The following is an 18,963-nucleotide window of genomic DNA, read 5'->3' on the forward strand; positions in this document are numbered from 1 at the left end:
ATAACATAAAAATATAAAAAAATGAAATTAAGATCGGCTTTACTGTTCTCATTAATAACAAGCTTTTTATTGAGCTGTGGGAGTTTATCAAAAGAAAATAAAAAAGCATCGAATGATGGATTTGTAAAAATTTTTAATGGTGAAAATTGGGATGGTTGGCATCTTAAATTAAGAAATGGAGACGAGGAAATGGCTAAAGAAGTGTATGCTATTGAGGACGGATTGGTACATGTTTTTAAAGATATGCCAGATAGTTTAAATTTAGCAACAGGAGAAAACGGGACCCATGGTCTATTTTATACCAACAAAAAGTATAGTAAATATATCCTTAAGTTTGAGTATAAGTGGGGCAAAAAAATAACCAATAATTTTGATAAATGGCAGTATGATGCTGGTGTTTATTATCATGTTATAGACGATAAAGTTTGGCCAACAGGTATAGAGTATCAAATCCATTACAATCATATAAAAAATGAGAACCATACTGGAGATTTAATACGTCCAGGAGGAACCGATTACCAATGGTATTCTACTAAAGATGGTAAAACGTTTTTACACCCAAAGGATGGCGGTATCCCAGAAAAAAAGAGAGATTGGTGGCATGTTGGAAAATCAACAACCAATTTTAATGCTTTAAACGATAAATGGAATGTATGCGAAGTTATTGTTATGGGAGGCGAATATGCTATTCATAAATTAAACGGCGATATAGTAAATATGGCTTTTGATATAACGCCTAGTGAAGGTATTATTGGTTTTCAATCGGAAACAGCAGAAGTGTATTACAGAAATATAGAAATCAAAGAATTTGACAAGATTATTCCAGCAGAAGAATTCATGAATTAAAATGATATACATGAAACTTTTAAAAATTATTCAATCTTATTTTTTATTAATTCTTATAGCGTTAATATTCAGTTGTAAAAGTAGTGCACAAGAATCAGTTTTAGATATTAATTCATATTTGGCATTAGCCGATAACGATAAAATATATCCTTCGGAAAAACAAATAGAAATGCTTGAAGCATTTGTTCCGAATGAAGCCTATCAACCAGCACCAAATATAAATAGCAGAGTGTTTTGGGATAAAATTGCAATATCTAAGTCTGGTGAAGATTATTTAGCAGAAGCTAGTTCGTTATTAGATAAAGCGCCTGAAGTTCCAATTTCTGATGAGATATACAGAAGAGCTAACAAAGAAGGAAATCGAGGCATTTATAAACCGCGTTATTACCGGACAATGGATCGACTAGAGCGTTTTATCCTAGCTGAATGTATTGAAAATAAAGGTCGGTTTTTAGCGCAAATTGAAGTCTATATGCAAGCTATTATGGATATGAAATCATGGTTACATCCAAACCATGACAATAGAACCAATAATAATCTAGAAGGAAAAAGCATCACTATTGATTTGGGTGCTCGTAAATTCGGGACCGATTTAACTTTAGCAATTGTTCTTTTAGGAGATAAACTGAATAGTCAGATTAAAATAGAAGCTTCATCCTTAGTTCAAAAACGAATTACAGATTCTTATTTGGCAAGCTGTAGGGGTGAAAATAAATTAAATAGTTGGATAAGAAGTACAAGTAACTGGAATTCGGTGTGTAACAGTGGTACCATATTTTCAACTATTGCAAATTCAACAAACTCGCATGATAGAATTGTTGCTATAGGCTCTGCACTAAACAGCGCAACATTTTACTTAAGTGGTTTTGGTGATGATGGCTATTGTTCCGAAGGGATAGGCTATTGGAGTTATGGTTTTGGTCATTATTTGTATATGGCGCAAACCATATACGATTATACCGATGGTAAAATAGATTTGTTTAAATTTAATAGCGCAGAAAAATTAAAAAACGTTGGTAATTTTCCAGAGAATTTTGAAATTCAGAATTTAAATTATGCGCCATTTGCCGATGGAAATATTGTAGCAGCAAATCAAAAAGGAAATTTCCCTTACGCACTATCGGCTTACTATTATGAAGCTCTAAAATCAGATCATTTTAAGTTTGAAGAAGCTTCTGAGCAACTAATAGCTTGGAGTCATGAGGAGATTTTTTCAAATTCAAATACCAGCGAAACTAAAGTATTGCCAGATGTAACTTATTTCGATACATCTGGTATGATTATCTCCAGAGGAAAACAAGAAATTCCATTTTCTATAGCTATAAAAGCAGGACACAATGCGGAAAACCATAATCATAGTGATGTGGGTACCTATACAATACTTTTTGGAAAAGACTACATAACTGGAGATATTGGAGCACCATCTTACACTGCAGGGTCATTTTCTAAAACTAATAAAGCACGTAGTTCTTGGGGGCATCCAGTACCAAGAATTAATAATACATTACAATCAAACGGTAGAGAGTTTAAAGGCGAAGTTTTAAAAACCGATTTTAAAATGAATAGCGATGAGGTTGTAATGGATATAAAACCAGCCTATGAAATACCAGCTTTAAAATTATTAAAACGAACCATGATTAATGATAAAATAGGAGCAGGAACCATTCGGATTAAAGATGATTTTGAAGCTTCAGAAAATGTAACATTTGGTACTACAATCATGACGTTCTCCAAGTATGAAATTCTAGACAATAACACGCTAACCTTAACTAATAAAAATCAAAAAATAAAGGTTAATATTTTAAGTGAAGGTGGTGCAATAAAAATTAATCCAGAACCTGTTCCAGTAAAAGCATTACGTAATGGTAAGGACGCTATTAGAATTGGTGTAGACTTTGTGGATCCTATTAAAAAAGGAAGTATAACCGTTGTTTATACACCTATGTTTGAATAGATAGAAACGATATTGAATTTTATTGGTAATTAAGTTATTTGCTATAATTATAAAAAGCAAAGATAGGCTCATCGTAAAAACAGCTATAATTTATAATCTGTGGGTTATAATTTATATAAAAATTTTATTTAAAAAATTAGATTGCATACTTATTGTCGCAAAGTTACTTTGAAGCGATTTGTAAAAATTTAAAAAAGAAAAAATCTATGAATTTTAAGTATTCCGTTAATTTAATTTTAGGAGTTTCATTGCTAATGATTTCTTGCAAAAAGAATGAAAAGGAAAAGGAAATAGTGGTCGAAAAAAACATAAAGCCTAATATTATTTTAATTATGGCAGACGATTTGGGTTATGGTGAATTGTCATGCTACGGAAGCACAAAAATTAACACACCAAATATTGATAAATTAGCATCGCAAGGGGTTAAGTTTTTAGATTTTCATTCAAACGGGCCAGTATGTAGTCCAACTCGAGCCGCTTTAATGACCGGAAAATATCAACAACGTACAGGTGTTGAGGGTGTTATTACCGCGGCAAATCATAGAGAAGTTGGTTTGAGTTTAGATGAAACAACTTTAGCCGAAGAATTAAAAAATCTTGGATATGCTACAGCTATGTTTGGTAAATGGCATTTAGGCTATGCCGAAGAATTTAATCCAACATATCAAGGTTTCGAAACGTTTACAGGTTTTGTAGGTGGTAATATTGATTACCATTCACACATAGATCAAGAAGGTTATCTTGATTGGTGGAAAGGCAATAATATTGATGATGAAAAAGGATATACTACAGATTTAATAACAAGTTACGGTGTTGATTATATCAAGAATAATAACCCTAATAAAACAGGGAAACCATTTTTCTTATACCTGTCTCAAGAATCGCCGCATTATCCAATTCAAGGACGACACGATAAACCGGTTAGAGAAGAAGGAAACAAAAAATATATTAGAAAGGTTGATAAAGATAGTGTTCAGTCGATTTATACTGGTATGATTGAAACCATGGATGAAGGTATTGGTAAAATCATGAAAACTGTAAATACTGAAAATTTAAACGAGAACACCATCATTATCTTTTGTTCAGATAATGGTGCTGCCGGAAGTCGAGGCGATAATGGCGTACTTAGAGCTGCGAAAGCATCAGTTTATGAGGGCGGACATCGAGTGCCTGCTATAATAAGTTATCCAAATCAAATTAAGGCAAACACCGTAAGTAATGCCACAGTATTGTCTATGGATTTTTTACCAACCTTAGTCGATTTTGCAGGAGGTAAACCTTCTGGTAAAAATATAGATGGCGTTAATTTTAAATCACATTTACTTAATGAAACCAATCTTGCTGATAGAAACCTGTATTGGGTGTTTGGAAGTAAAAAGGCCATAAGAAATGGCGAATGGAAACTTGTAACCAATCAAACAGAAGGTAAAGAATCTATCGAACTGTTCAATTTAAAGAACGATGTGTCTGAAAAACAAGATGTATCGGCCAACGAGCCAGAACGTGTTAAAAACATGTTAGCTCAACTAGAAAACTGGCAAAAAGAGGTTAGAGCCGGTGTAGTTTCAGTGGCAAAATAAGAGCTTCTTAAATCTTAAGAAATCGTTTTTAATCTTTAAAATAGTGAAGCAAATGAAAGAAATAGCAAAACAACTTATTTGTCTAAATTTTTTAATCGTGTTTTCACATGTATTTGCACAACAAAAACCAGTAGATTTAGTAAATCCGTTTGTAGATACAGTAAATTCTAGGTGGTTTTATTTTAGTTCTGCAAGTCGTCCATTCGGGATGGTTAACCTGAGTCCAGATACCGATACCGCTAAAACATGGAGTTCTGGGTACTTATACGATAGTAAATATATTCGTTCGTTCAGCCATATTCATGCATGGCAATTAGCAGGAATTGCGGTTATGCCAACAACTGGTGTTTTTAAAGGACATTTGGGGATGGATAGTTATCAATCGGCCTTTACTCATAACGACGAAATTGCTAAACCAGGTTATCATAAAATAGTTTTAAAGGATTATGATATTGAAGTCGAATTAACATCAACAACCCGAGTTGGGTTTCACAAATATAAATTTCCAAAAAATAAAGAAAAAGCAATCATTTTCGATATAGGAGCTCGTTTAGCACACGGGCCAACAACGTTTTCTAAAGTCTGGAAAGTTAGTAATACAGAAATTGCAGGCGTACAGGTTCTTAAAGCTACAGGCCGTCGCCCTAAGGATACGCCAGTGTATTTTGTAGCAAAGCTAGACACGCCTTTTACTAGTTTTAAAGGTTGGGTAAATAACGAATTGCTTGAAAAAGAAACAGATACCATTCAAGGTGAAAATGCAGGCGTAGGTTTAATTTTCAATAAGAAGAATGCTGCCGAGGTTCTCATGAAAGTAGGTATATCTTATGTAAGTGTAGAACAAGCTTGCAAAAATTTAGAAACTGAAATTAGTCATTGGGATTTTGATAAAGTGCGTAACGAATCTTTAGAAACTTGGAATGATTGGCTAAGTAGAATTGAAATTAAAGGTGGCACGCAAAAACAACAAGTTAAGTTTTACACCGATTTATGGCACGCACTGCAAGGCCGCAGAATTATTAGTGATGTAGATGGCAAGTACACCGATATGACGGGTGAAAACCCAATAACACGAACAGTAAGTTTAGATGCAAATGGAAAACCATTATTCCCGCATTATAATTTTGATGCTTGGTGGGGTAGCCATTGGTCTTTAAACATTTTATGGTCTATGGTGTATCCAGAAATTATGGATGGGTTTTGTAATACCATGGTCGATATGTATGATAATGGCGGACTCATTCCTCGTGGGCCATCAGGAGGCAATTACACCTTTGTTATGATTGGCGATCCATCGGTTTCCTTTTTTGCCACGGCCTATAATAAAGGCATTAAAAATTATGATATTGAAAAGGCTTATAAAGGCCTTCGGAAAAATGCATTTGTAGGTGGCTCTAGAGACCACGCTGGCTACGAACATAATTCTCCTGCATTTGGTGGTGGAATGCAGTATTATATAGATCAAGGTTGGGTGCCAGAAGGTATTGAAGCTAAAGGGGGACATTTAGATGGTGCATCCATGACTTTGGAGTATGCATATCAAGATTGGTGTTTGGCACAATTATCAAAAGTATTAAATAAGGAAGACGATTATAATCTATTTATGAAGCGTTCTTTAAATTATAAGAACCTATGGAATCCTGAAACCAAAATGATTCATCCTAAAGAAATTGATGGCAGTTGGATAAAAGATTTTCAACCGGTTTCAAAAAGTTTTAATTCCCGTGGTTTTTGTGAAAGTAATTCAGCCATTTACACCCATTATGTACCTCAAGATATGGAAGGTTTAATTGGTTTATTTGGTGGTGCAGATATGTATAATAATTTTTTAGATGAATCCTTTCATAAAGGAGAGGAACTAGATTTTGTTGGGGCAAATAAAAACCATGCTGCTAGTTGGATTGATTATGGTAATCAACCAGGAACAGGAATGGCGCATATTTTTAATTATTCGGGTGCGCCTTGGTTAAGCCAAAAATGGGTGCGGAAAGTTAAGGAGGTTTATGGAGATATTTCCCCGTATGGCGGTTATAACGGTGATGAAGACCAAGGGCAAATGGGGGCGCTAGGAACTTTAATGGCCATGGGGCTTTTTGAGTTTGATGGCGGAGTTTCAGTGAAACCATATTATGAAATTACAAGTCCACTTTTTGATGAAGTTACCATTCATCTAAATAAGGATTATTATTCCGGAGATAAATTTGTAATTAAAACCATTAACAATTCACCCGAAAACATCTACATTCAAGGCGCTGAATTAAATAAGAGCACTTTAAATAATTGCTGGTTTTATCACGATGATTTCTCCAAGGGAGGTGTTTTAGAACTGGAATTAGGGAAACAGCCTAATAAAGAATGGGGTGTAAAAGTGCCACCACCTTCATTTAGTCAATCTGAAAATTAATAGTAAATGCCTAGAAAATTAAAATTAGTTTCAATGTTGGTCATGGTTTTGGTAGCCTTTTCTGCTATAGCTCAAAAACAAAAATTTAAATATCACGATGTTGTTATCGAGCAGGAAGTCTACTCCATAATGACAGATAAATGGAGTGATGATTTTAAACATGTTGAATATCCTAAGCAAAATTTAGATTTTGTAATTAAAGTAAAACCGGGCGAATCCATTCAAAACGCTATAGATTTAGTAGATGCAAAAGGTGGTGGTGTTGTTTTTCTAAAAAAAGGAACACACACATTAACACAGACTATAACTTTAAAAAGTAATCTAACTTTAGTTGGAGAGGGAAGGGATAAAACTATTCTTCTAAAAAGTTCAGAAATGAACGACTCTGGTTTTAATATTGAAGATAAACCTCAAGTAACAGACTTGGTTATAAAAGATTTAACATTAAAAGGGACTCGACAAGGGAAGGCAAATGGCATTCTAATTAGAGGTAGAAACGAAAGCAGACATGCACGAATAATGCTTCAAAATATTAACGTTACGGATTGGTCAGCACAAGGTGTTCACATGAAACGTACCAACCATATCATCATGGATAATTGTAATTTTCAATACAATGGCTCTGGTGGGAGTTTGTATCATAATGTCTATTTCCTTTATAATAAATACATATTACAGTCCGATTGTAATATGTCGTTTCCAGTAATGGGTAAAGGAAATAAATATACCTCTTGCGAGTACGTTTTGGCGCAACGTTGCACCATAAAAGATACCAAAACAAATGGAATTCAAGCTGACCATGAAGAAGCTGGATATCTGTTTTTTCATAAATACCATGTTTCAGGCTGTGATAGGGTAGCGTTATGGTTTCCTTGTGAAGATTATTACGACAAATATCATTATACCGAAAACCCTCAATATGCCCCTCAAAAAGTCATATTAAATAGGTGTGAGATCGTCAATAATACTTGGGGTGCTATGTGGCGTGCTGTAAACGATTCTTATGTTATTAATAGTGTTTTCGATAATAAAGAAGTCGATATGGGATTGTTAAAATGCAATGTTATTATGGAAAATAGTTCCTTTAAAAAAGGAAACGACATTTATACCGATATAAATCAGTGGCCAACTAATGTTAGGGTTTTATGGTAATAAATGACATTAATTATAAAGATTGAAAAAAACTAAAGTGAATATTAATATGAACAAGAAATTAAATCTATGCCTCATCTTATCTCTTATGGTTGGGTGGCTAAATGCACAAGAAACTGCTAAAATTCCATTGCCAACAAATCTAGAGGAAGGTTACCCGCGTTTGTATATTACAGAAAGTGGTAAAAAAGATTTAGAAAAAACTATTAAAAATGAATCTTGGGCAAAAGATGTTTTAAAAGGCATTCACAATCGTATCGATGCTCATGTTATTCGTCATGTTGATGACCCAGAATGGATGGTATCTCGTTTGCAAATGTATTGGAAAACAAAGTCTACCAATGTTTATGTAAATGGTATAAACTACTCGCATGCCGATGGCGAAGCACCAGTTCCTACAGTGCGTTTTGTGGGTTCTAGAGATTATACAACACCTTATGGCACACCAAAATTAGAAGATGTTTTACCGTATATGGATGACCCTCGTGGTTTGTATCTACCAAATAAAAGTAAAGAAGGAAAACCTTTTGAATGGGCTGAAATTTCTAAAACGGGAAGAGTTGTTTATTCTATAAATGAACAAATAATCGAGTTGGCACGTGATGCCGCATTTGTGTATTGGCTTGAAAACGACGAGCGTTATGCTAAGTTTGCCTATGATATTATGCATACATATTTAGAAGGTATGTCGTATAGAAGTGAACCTATCGATTTGCTTAATGGGCACATTCAAACACTAGTTGGTTTTACAAATTTTCAGGTTATTCATGAACATGTGCTTATTGATGTGGCCGAACTTTATGATTTTTTACATCAATATGTTGAAGTTAATCATGCCGAAAATATTTCAATGTACGATAAGACTATTAAACGTTGGACAGATCAAATCATTAAAAACGGTGTACCACAAAATAACTGGAACCTTCATCAAGCTAAAATTATTTTAAAAGCCGCCATGGTATTGCAGAATAATGAAAATTATGACGATAAAAAAGGACGCGAATTTTACATCGATTATATTTTAAATGTAACATCGGCACGACAATGGTCTTTAAATAAGTTCTTGGATTTTGGGTACGATACTAATAATGGCGTTTGGGCAGAATGCCCAGGATATTCACAAGGGGTAACTAAAGATTTAACTAATTTTATTAAAGATTTCGACAATACTTTCGATCATAATATTTTGCCTTACATGCCTGTTATGCAGAAAGCTGTTAAAATGTTACCGCAATATTTATTTCCAAACGGGCAAGCTGTTGCTTTCGGCGATTCTAATTATGCTGGTATTGGTACCGAGGCTATGACAAGTTTAATACGAGTTGCTCAGAAAAATGAAGATAAAGCACTCGAGAAGGAATTTACAGAAATGTATCGTTTATTCGCTAAAACGGACAAAGGTTCTAGTAAAAAATCTAGAAAACCAAAAGCTGATATTTCATCGTTTTTTGCAAGTAAACCATTGGAGTTTAATGCCAATTATCAAGCAGGAAATATTGGAGATTACATCACCCAAACCTTTTATGCGCCTAATGTAAGCTGGCATGTGCAACGTATGGGTACAGGAAAACATGGTATGATGGCCTCTTTAAATGCCTCACTTGGAAACCATATGCACGCTAACGGTATTAATTTAGAATTGTACGGTAAAGGCTTGGTACAAGGTGCCGATCCAGGAAAAGGAGCTGGATATCTCCAGCCTATATATTTAGAGTTTTATTCTCAGTTTCCAGCGCACAATACCGTTATGGTCGATGGGGTATCTTCATATACTGAAATGTTTAGTAATCATGCGTTCGATTTAATGGGTGAATATCCTAAATCGGAAAAAAAGGATGGGTATTATTCTGATATTACTTATTCCGATGTGTATTTCTTAGAACCTGAAACTAGAAGTGATCAAAGTAGAATAGTTAGTACCGTTAAAACTGGAGAAATTACAGGCTATTATGTTGATATTTTCCGATCTAAAAAGCAAAGAAAAGGCGATAAGTTTCATGATTATTTTTATCATAATTTAGGGCAAACCATGGAAGTTTTAGACGCTTCTGGGCAATCATTAAATCTAACACCAACCGAAGAAATGGCTTTTGCAGGTGGTTATTTATATGCTTTTGATTATCAATGGGATAAAAAATCGATTAAAACAAATCAAGATTATCAAGCCCAATGGAAAATAGATAGACCAGAAGGTGAAGAAGATGTGTTTATGAATCTTTGGATGATGGGATCAGAAAACAGAGAAATATTTTCATTAAAATCACCGCCAAATAAAGCGTTTAAAGGAAAAAGTGGCTTGCCTTATGATGTAGAAAAGGCACCGTATTTAACCTTTGCGGCACGTCAATATGGAGAAGCGTGGGAACATCCATTTGTATCGGTTTACGAGCCTTTTACTTCAACAGAAGGAAAAAGTATTTTGTCTATAAAAGGTTTTGATGATGAGAACGGTGGTAAAGAGTTTGTGGGTTTACAAATTTTGAATAAATCAGGACGAGAAGATTTTGTTTTTTCATCTAAAAACCAGAAAATGGCAACCTATAAAAAGATGTCTACCAATGCAGATTATGCTTTAATTGGCAACGAAAAAAATAATGATTTTGTTATATTTATGGGCCATGGTAATTATCTGGAAACAAGTGAATTTAAAATTAATACCAGTGCATTTGGTAATGTGGTACTAGAGAAAAAAGCAGGGCAATTTATGTTACATAATGAAGTACCTGTAGTTATTACATACAAAAAGAAAGACTATAAGTTTGAAGCAGGGGATTCTAGAATCGTAAATTTATAATAGTATGAAAATAGAAAGAACAAATATGAGTGTTATAAAATACTTAGGGTTAATAAGTGTTTTTCTAGTTTTTTCAAGTTTTCAAACAGTCGCGGCACAATCTTTAGAAGACTATAGTTGGGAAACGCTTGAAACAAAAGGCGAGCCCGTAGCACGCCATGAAGCTGCTTTTATTGAAGTGGATAACAAGTTTTATTTAATGGGAGGAAGGCGCATTCAGGACGTTTCCATATTTAACCCAAAAACAAATATATGGACTACTGGCGCAAAACCGCCTATAGAAATTCACCATTTTCAAGGGGTTGCCTATAAAGGAAATATTTATGCTATTGGGGCACATACTGGAAAATATCCGCATGAAACGCCTTTAAAGCAAGCTTATGTTTATAACCCTAAAAAAGACAGTTGGTCAGAAGGTTTTAACATGCCGGAAGGTAGAGCGAGGGCTTCAACTACCGCCAATATTTATAAAGACAAACTTTATATAGCTTGCGGAATTATTGATGGGCATTGGGATGGACACGTAAAATGGTTTGATGTGTACGATTTTAAAACCGGTAAATGGGCAAAATTACCAGATGCCCCTCGTGTTAGAGATCACGCAACGTCGGTAATTTGTAACGATAAATTATATCTCTTAGGAGGTCGGGTTTCTTCGGGGAAAATTAAAAAAGTCTTTGAATTAACGGTGCCAGAAGTCGATGTTTACGATTTTAAAACAGGTACATGGAGCACCATGGATCAACCGGTGCCAACCCAACGTGCTGGTTGTACTTCCATTTGTATTGGAGATAAAATTTTGTTTACAGGTGGTGAGAGTATTAACCAAAAAAAGGCACACAATCAGGTAGAATGTTTGGATACCAAAACTGGAACTTGGAGTGCTTTACCTTCTTTAATTACGGGTAGACACGGCACGCAACTTATTTGGAATAAAAAACAATTATATATTGCTTCGGGTTGTGGACAAAAAGGAGGGAAACCGGAGTTGGCGACCATTGAAAAATTTAGTAAGTAAATATTAAATAATATAAATTAAGAGATCACATAAGAAGAAATTAAATATAAATAAAAATGAATAAAAGGTTATCAAGATTATTACTGCTCTTTTCAATACTATGCTTTGTTAATCAAATCTCAGCACAAGAAAAGGTTACCATAGAATCTTTATTAAATGAAATGGTTGATAGAGATGCTATAGCGCGTTATCCTGAAAATAATTTTAGATTAAAACAAGCAAGTAGCTATAATAGAGCTTCTGTTAAACCAGAAGATTCGTTGGGTTGGTTTACAAATCACGACTATAATAAAGCTGAGAATGATCATAATTTTATTAGAACAGAAGAAACCAATGGTGAAAAAGAATGGGTGCTCATGGATCATGTTGGAGCAGGCGCTATTGTACGAGTTTGGACACCATGGCTTAAACAATTGGAACCAGGTAGTGATATAGATATTCGTGTTTATTTAGATGGAAACCCAAAACCCGTTTTTGAAGGCAATATGATTAGTCTTTTTGATGGTACAGGTATTTTTCCTTATCCATTTGCTCATCCATCATTACGTTCTGGAGTTTCTTTTTTCCCAATACCTTATGCAAAAGGTTGTAAAATTACATCTTTAAAACAGCCGTTCTTTTTTCAATATACTTTCAGGGAATATAACGAAGGGACTCCAGTTAAAACCTTCACTATGGAAGATTTTAACAAGGCTAAGCCGCTTATAGAAAAAATAGGAAATGAACTTTCAAACCCACAAAACACTAAAGAGGGACAGCTAGCTTCAATAAAAAAGAAGTTGAGGTCGAATAAAGAAGCCTTTGTTAACTTACCAAAAGGAACAGCTGCGGTACGATCCTTAGTTCTTAAATTAGGCGATTACAAAGATCCGGCAATTATGCGTTCTGTAGTTTTAAAAATGGAGTTTGATGGACAACAAACGGTTTGGACGCCTATTGGTGATTTCTTCGGGACAGGTATTGGTTTAAATCCGGTTAAAGGCTGGTATCAAACGGTTGAAGATGATGGAACCATGTCTTGCCGTTGGGTAATGCCCTATCAAAAGTCTGGTAAAATTACCGTTTTAAACTTAGGCCATAAACCTGTCGATGTTCAGTTAGATGCAACTATAGGTGATTGGACTTGGGATAATGAAAGCATGTATTTCAATGCGGCATGGCGAGGACAATACCCTGTGCCAACACGTCCGTTTTCAGATTGGAATTATATAACATTAAAAGGTCGTGGTGTTTATGTGGGCGATGCTTTAACCATTATGAACCCCGTTAAAAGATGGTGGGGCGAAGGCGATGAAAAAATATGGGTTGATGGTGAAGATTTTCCATCTTTATTCGGAACCGGAACTGAAGATTATTACGCTTATTCATGGGGTGGAAGAAGTACTGAGTTTTATGAGCACCCTTTTCATGCACAACCGCGTTCATATGTTTATAATAAACTAAACCCTAAGACAACCAACGAAAAAAATACCTCAGGCTACAGTACAGAAACTCGAACCCGAGCCTTAGATGGTATGCCTTTTGAAAGTTCCTTACAGCTTGATATGGAAGTATGGAGTGGTACCGATTGCGATATGGGTTATGGTGTAGGTGTGTATTGGTATGGTGATGCTAATACCACATCAAATAGAAAACCAGATCCTAAAGGTGTACTTGAAATACCGCCTTTACCGGAGGGATTTCCTAATATTGAGAAAAAATAATTTTAGTTGATTGATTATGTGTGATATAAAAACCGAAAACAGAAATAACAGAACTTTACTATTAACAAGTATTCTACTTTTGTTTTTAATGAGTAGTACATGTTTTGTGTATGCGCAAACCTCTGGAGAAAAAGAAACTTTAAAAACATTCGCTAATCGTGAAACTGTAAGCTATAAAACGGTTGATGGAACAGAATTGGATATGATTATTTTCTATCCTAATGCTGATAAAATTAAAGCAAGAAATCCGTGGATGTTGCATGTGCACGGTGGAGGTTGGGCAGGAGGAAGTAAATATAAAGTCCTTAGAAAAGCGTTTTTAGGAACTTTAAATTCACTTCTTGAAAATGGCGTTGTATGTGCGACTATCGAATATCGAAAAGCTCGGGGAAACAACACCGCTTATGATGCTGTAGTTGATTCTAAAGATGCTGCAAAATTCCTGTTAAAAAATGCTAAAACCTATAAGTTAGATGTCCAAAATTATGGTATTTGGGGTGGTTCTGCCGGAGGACATTTAAGTTTGGTTACGGCTTTAGGAGACGATTCCGATTTTAAAGGCGAAACTGAATTATTGGATTATTCACCAAAATTCAAGTGCGTGGCAGCTTATTTTCCATTCACATCGTGCTTAAATCCAGATTTAAGACCGGATTCTATTTTTGAAGATGGAAAACTTTTTGAGCGTTTGTTGGGTGCACCATTATCTAAAAAACTAGAATTGGCTGGTTTGCTTAGTCCTACGGAACTATTAAATAAAAATAGTCCACCTATTTTACTTTTACATGGCGATAAAGACACCGTTCTTCCCATCATTAACTCAACTTATATGATCGAGGTGGCCAAAGAAAAAAATGCCGATATAGAATTATTAACTATAAAAAATGCAGGACATAGTTTTAGCGGAAAAAACATTTCACCTTCTATGGAAGAGTTAAATAACTATGCTACCAAGTTTATATTATCACATTTAAAATAAAGTTATGAAAATAGTTATCACAATTCTTTCCGTTTTTTTACTTGGTGTATCCGTTTATGCTCAAGACAGACCCAATGTTATTTTTGTAATCCCCGACGATATCAGTCATTATGCATTTTCTTATTATAAGAAAGATGGTCCACAAACGCCAAACATCGATAAACTAGCAGGTGAAAGTGTTCGTTTTACAGATTTTCATGTATCGCCAACTTGTGCACCAACCAGGGCCGCTTTAATGACGGGGCGTTATAATGATGTAACTGGAGTTTGGCATACTATTTTTGGTCGAAATCAGCTGCGTAAAGATGAAATTACCATGGCAGATGTGTTTAAAGCAAATGGATATGCAACGGGTTTGTTTTTTAAATGGCACCTTGGAGATAATTACCCGTTTCGACCAAAAGATAGAGGTTTTGATTATGTCGCTTGGACAAAAGGCGGAGGTACAGGGCAGCAGCCAGATTATTGGGGAAACACTAATAATAGCGCTAGTATGTGGGTAAATGATGTTTTGGTGAAAATGGAGGATGAAGACGATGATATTGAAGGTGCATATACAACAAACTTCTTTTTTAATAGAGCCATGGAGTTTATGGATGAAAATATTGAAAAAAAGAAACCGTTTTTCGCTTATATACCAACAGCAACAGCTCATGGACCGCATTTTTCACCACCAGATGCTCGCGAAGGTATTAGAGCGTTTACTGGTACGGTTGAAAATATAGATAAAAATATGGGTCGATTAATGAAATATCTAGATGATAAAGGTATTGCAGACAATACGATACTTGTTTTTACTACTGATAATGGATCAAACACGTATTTACGCGGTAAAAAAGGCTCTTATTATGATGGGGGAACAAGAGTGCCTTGTTTTGTAAGGTGGAAAAACGGAAATCTTGGAGGTACAGGCAATGGAAGAGATTTTACACCACTTACTGCGCATATTGACTGGTTACCAACTTTTATGGATATTTTAAATTTTGACGATGTAGATAATAGGCCAGAAAAGCTAAAAATGCATGGACAAAGTTTTAAACCCTTGTTGGATAATAATGTAAAAAACGATCCAGAGACTTATAAAAACAGAGCTATTACGATTGCTAATATGCGTACCGAAAATGTTGAAAAATATAAAGCTTTAGCGGTTAAAAAAGATATTTGGGAAGGTGACAAAATCACCCATAAATGGCGAATTGTAAGAGAGAATAAAGATTCTGATTGGGAATTATATGATGTGTTGATTGACGAAAAACAAGAAAATAACCTTATTGATAGTCCTAAATATACTTCAATTATTATCGAATTAAAAGAAGCCTATGAAGACTGGTGGCAATTGGTTAAAGAACGCTCTGACGAATACACAAGAATAATTATTGGAAACCCTGCTGAGCCAGAAACGCGACTAAATGCTCACGATTTTCATAATACGATGATTTGGAATCAAGGTAATGTTGCAAAAGGTGATAAAGGGAGCGATTTTATAGCGGTAGAGTTTGATAAAGCAGGTACTTATAATTTTGATTTACGTCGCTGGCCAAAAGAAATTGAGGAGATTACCACCTTAACTACAGCTCCATCTGATGGTGTTTTTGGTAGTAAAAGTAGTCCTAAGGCACTTTCAATAGCAAGTGCTAGAATAAAAATATGGTATGGTGATAACGTTTATGTAGATGAAAAAAAAGAAGCTAACCCTAATAAAGATGGTGTTAGTTTTAAAATAACAGATTTACCTAAGGGACCTGCATTTATTCAAACTTGGTTTTATAATACTCAAGGCGAATTGGAAGGCGCTGTTTATTACAATTATGTAAGTCTAAATAAATAAGCTAAGTTTAAAATAATCAAGTTTAAATAAAATAAGCTATTCAAACCTATATAAAAAATCATAGTTTATATGGAATGAACTATAATTTATATCTTAAATTAACCTATGTTTTATTTTTGTTTCAATAATTAAATTTTTGAAAATAGATAACATTCATGGGTTGTAAATTAGGAAAGAAGAAATCGTTAAAATATGTAATAGGAATATGTGTTTTAGCTCTTTTAGTAAGTTGTAAAACAGGAGTTCAAGAAACGGAAACCAAAAATGCCGACTTAGTGCTTTGGTACGATGCTCCGGCAGCTAATTGGAATGAAGCCCTTCCTTTGGGAAATGGAAGATTAGGCGCCATGGTTTATGGTAATCCAGAAAATGAAAACATCCAATTAAACGAAAGTACACTTTGGGCAGGTGGGCCCCATAGAAACGATAACCCCAATGCAAAAGGGGCGTTATCTGAAATTAGAGCTCTTCTATTTGCAGGTAAGTATGATGAAGCTCATAAACTAGCAAACAATAAATTTATTTCTGAAACCTCGGCAGGAATGCCTTATGAAACCGTAGGTAATTTACGGTTAAATTTTTCAGGACATAAAAACTTCACGAATTATAAAAGAGCGTTGGATATTGAAAATGCTATTAATACCATGTCGTATGCTGTTGATGGTGTTGAGTATAAACGAGAAATTTTTACTTCTTTTACCGATCAAGTTATCGTAATGAAATTAACATCCAGCGAAAATGGGAAGATAAGCTTTTCGGCTTCAATGGATCGTCCAAAACCAGCTAAAGTTTCAGAGTTTACCGAAGGCAATAATGTTTTAGTGATGACGGGCTATGGTAGCGACAATAAAAATAAACGTTTGCCTAAGAGTTCTCCTGCTATTAAAGGCCAAGTGGAATTTGATTCTAGAATTAAAATTGTACCTGATGGCGGAAAAGTAACTTCATCAGATAATCAATTAGAAGTTTCGAATGCCAATAGTGTAACCCTTTACATTTCAATTGCAACAAACTTTATAAACTATCATGATATTAGTGCAGACCCACATAAAAAATCTGCCAATTATATTGCTGAGGCTGAGAAGAAAAGTTATAATCAGTTAGTAAGCGATCATTCTGCATTTTATCAAAACTACTTTAATAGGGTGTCTTTAGATTTAGGAGAATCTGAAGCTTCTAAAAAACCAACAGATGTTAGAATTAAAGAATTTAGTTCAAGTTTTGATCCTTCGTTAGCGGCATTATATTTTCAATTTGGTAGGTATTTATTAATTTCTTCATCGCAACCAGGAGGTCAAGCAGCTAATTTACAAGGTATTTGGAATAAAGATTTAACACCACCTTGGAAAAGTGCTTATACTGTTAATATAAACACACAAATGAATTATTGGCCGGCCGAGGTTACTAATCTTTCCGAAATGCATGATCCGTTAATTCAGTTAGTTAAAGATTTATCTGTTACAGGGCAAGAAACAGCCAAGGATATGTATGGAGCCAATGGTTGGGTAACACATCATAATACCGATTTATGGCGTATTGCAGGACCAGTGGATGGTGCAACTTGGGGTATGTGGCCAACTGGTGGGACATGGTTAAGTCAGCATTTATGGGATAAATTTATGTTTAATGGCGATTTAGAGTATTTAAAATCTGTTTATCCTGCTATGAAAGGAGCATCAGAATTTTGTTTAAGTTTTTTAATTGAAGAACCAGAAAACGGATGGTTAATAATTTCTCCAACTATTTCACCGGAACATGGTCCTAAAGGACGTTCTAAAAGTGTGAATATTGCAGCGGGTACAACTATGGATAATCAATTGGTTTTCGATATGTTAACCAAAACTATTGCAGCAGCCAAATTGTTAAATGTAGATACTGATTTAGTTAAAGATATGGAAGCGGCAATTTCAAAATTACCGCCAATGAAAGTGGGACAGCACAATCAACTTCAAGAATGGATGCAAGATTTAGACGACCCAGATGATAAACACCGCCATGTATCACATTTATACGGCTTGTATCCTTCTAATTTAATTTCACCATACAGAAACCCGGAATTATTTCAAGGTGCTGAAAATACTTTAATTCAAAGAGGAGATCCATCAACAGGATGGTCTATGAACTGGAAAATTAATTTATGGGCACGCTTGTTAGATGGAAATCATGCTTATAAACTTATGGGCGAACAAATTAAATTAGTTGGGCGACCAGATTCTCCAAGAGGAGGAGGAACCTATGCTAATATGTTAGATGCGCATCCACCATTTCAAATTGATGGAAATTTTGGATTCACTTCTGGGTTAACAGAAATGTTGGTGCAAAGTCATGACGGAGCCATCCATTTAATACCTGCTTTGCCAGATGTTTGGAAAGATGGTAACACAAAAGGATTAAGAGCAAGAGGTGGTTTTGAAATTGTGTCTTTAGTATGGAAAAATGGTAATGTTGTTAAAGCAGTTATAAAATCTAAACTTGGTGGAAATCTTCGTGTGCGTTCATATAACGAATTGAAGCTTCAGTCAGGAGATGAACTAAAAGCAGCATCAGGAGAAAATACAAATACATTCTATCAGGTACCTGAAATTAAACAACCTTTAGTTTCGGCTTCAGCAACACCAAAAGAATTGTCTTTAAAAGCTACGTCTTTATATGATATAGAAACTAAGGCAGGAGATGAGATTACATTAATTCAAAAATAAAACAGA

General features: G+C 34.7%; 11 protein-coding genes. All 11 read left to right on the top strand.

Translation table 11 applies throughout. From position 1 onward, the window contains the following. Positions 1-21 precede the first annotated feature (21 nt). The 11 genes from AAFN75_RS11225 (at position 22) to AAFN75_RS11275 (ending at position 18,957) form a co-directional block, all read left to right on the top strand. Positions 22-846: a DUF1080 domain-containing protein gene (locus AAFN75_RS11225; RefSeq protein WP_411806397.1), complete on the top strand. Its 825-nt coding sequence runs from the start codon at positions 22-24 to the stop codon at positions 844-846. Positions 847-856: 10 nt separating this feature from the next. Then, positions 857-2,800, top strand: coding sequence for a hypothetical protein (locus AAFN75_RS11230; RefSeq protein ID WP_411806398.1), 1,944 nt, complete (start codon positions 857-859; stop codon positions 2,798-2,800). A gap of 206 nt (positions 2,801-3,006) precedes the next feature. Continuing rightward, entirely contained in the window at positions 3,007-4,380 is a 1,374-nt protein-coding gene (locus tag AAFN75_RS11235) for a sulfatase (protein ID WP_411806399.1), read from the top strand. Positions 4,381-4,432: 52 nt separating this feature from the next. After that, entirely contained in the window at positions 4,433-6,784 is a 2,352-nt protein-coding gene (locus AAFN75_RS11240) for a GH92 family glycosyl hydrolase (protein WP_411806400.1), read from the top strand. Between the two features lie 6 nt (positions 6,785-6,790). Further along, positions 6,791-7,936: a glycosyl hydrolase family 28-related protein gene (locus AAFN75_RS11245; protein WP_411806401.1), complete on the top strand. Its 1,146-nt coding sequence runs from the start codon at positions 6,791-6,793 to the stop codon at positions 7,934-7,936. A gap of 49 nt (positions 7,937-7,985) precedes the next feature. Further along, positions 7,986-10,730 carry a hypothetical protein gene (locus AAFN75_RS11250; RefSeq protein ID WP_411806402.1) on the top strand — a complete coding sequence of 915 codons (2,745 nt, stop codon included), beginning with the start codon at positions 7,986-7,988 and terminating at the stop codon, positions 10,728-10,730. A 4-nt stretch (positions 10,731-10,734) separates the two neighbouring features. Continuing rightward, entirely contained in the window at positions 10,735-11,748 is a 1,014-nt protein-coding gene (locus AAFN75_RS11255) for a Kelch repeat-containing protein (protein WP_411806403.1), read from the top strand. A 56-nt stretch (positions 11,749-11,804) separates the two neighbouring features. Further along, entirely contained in the window at positions 11,805-13,451 is a 1,647-nt protein-coding gene (locus AAFN75_RS11260; RefSeq protein ID WP_411806404.1) for a glycoside hydrolase family 172 protein, read from the top strand. Positions 13,452-13,467: 16 nt separating this feature from the next. Beyond that, positions 13,468-14,430, top strand: coding sequence for a prolyl oligopeptidase family serine peptidase (locus AAFN75_RS11265; protein ID WP_411806405.1), 963 nt, complete (start codon positions 13,468-13,470; stop codon positions 14,428-14,430). Positions 14,431-14,434: 4 nt separating this feature from the next. Continuing rightward, entirely contained in the window at positions 14,435-16,258 is a 1,824-nt protein-coding gene (locus AAFN75_RS11270) for a sulfatase-like hydrolase/transferase (protein ID WP_411806406.1), read from the top strand. A 155-nt stretch (positions 16,259-16,413) separates the two neighbouring features. Further along, positions 16,414-18,957, top strand: a complete 2,544-nt coding sequence (locus AAFN75_RS11275) for a glycosyl hydrolase family 95 catalytic domain-containing protein (protein WP_411806407.1) — start codon at positions 16,414-16,416, stop codon at positions 18,955-18,957. The last annotated feature ends 6 nt before the right edge of the window (positions 18,958-18,963 follow it).

Source organism: Algibacter sp. AS12, from assembly GCF_046736315.1.
Classification (GTDB): Bacteria; Bacteroidota; Bacteroidia; order Flavobacteriales; family Flavobacteriaceae; genus Algibacter_B; species Algibacter_B amylolyticus.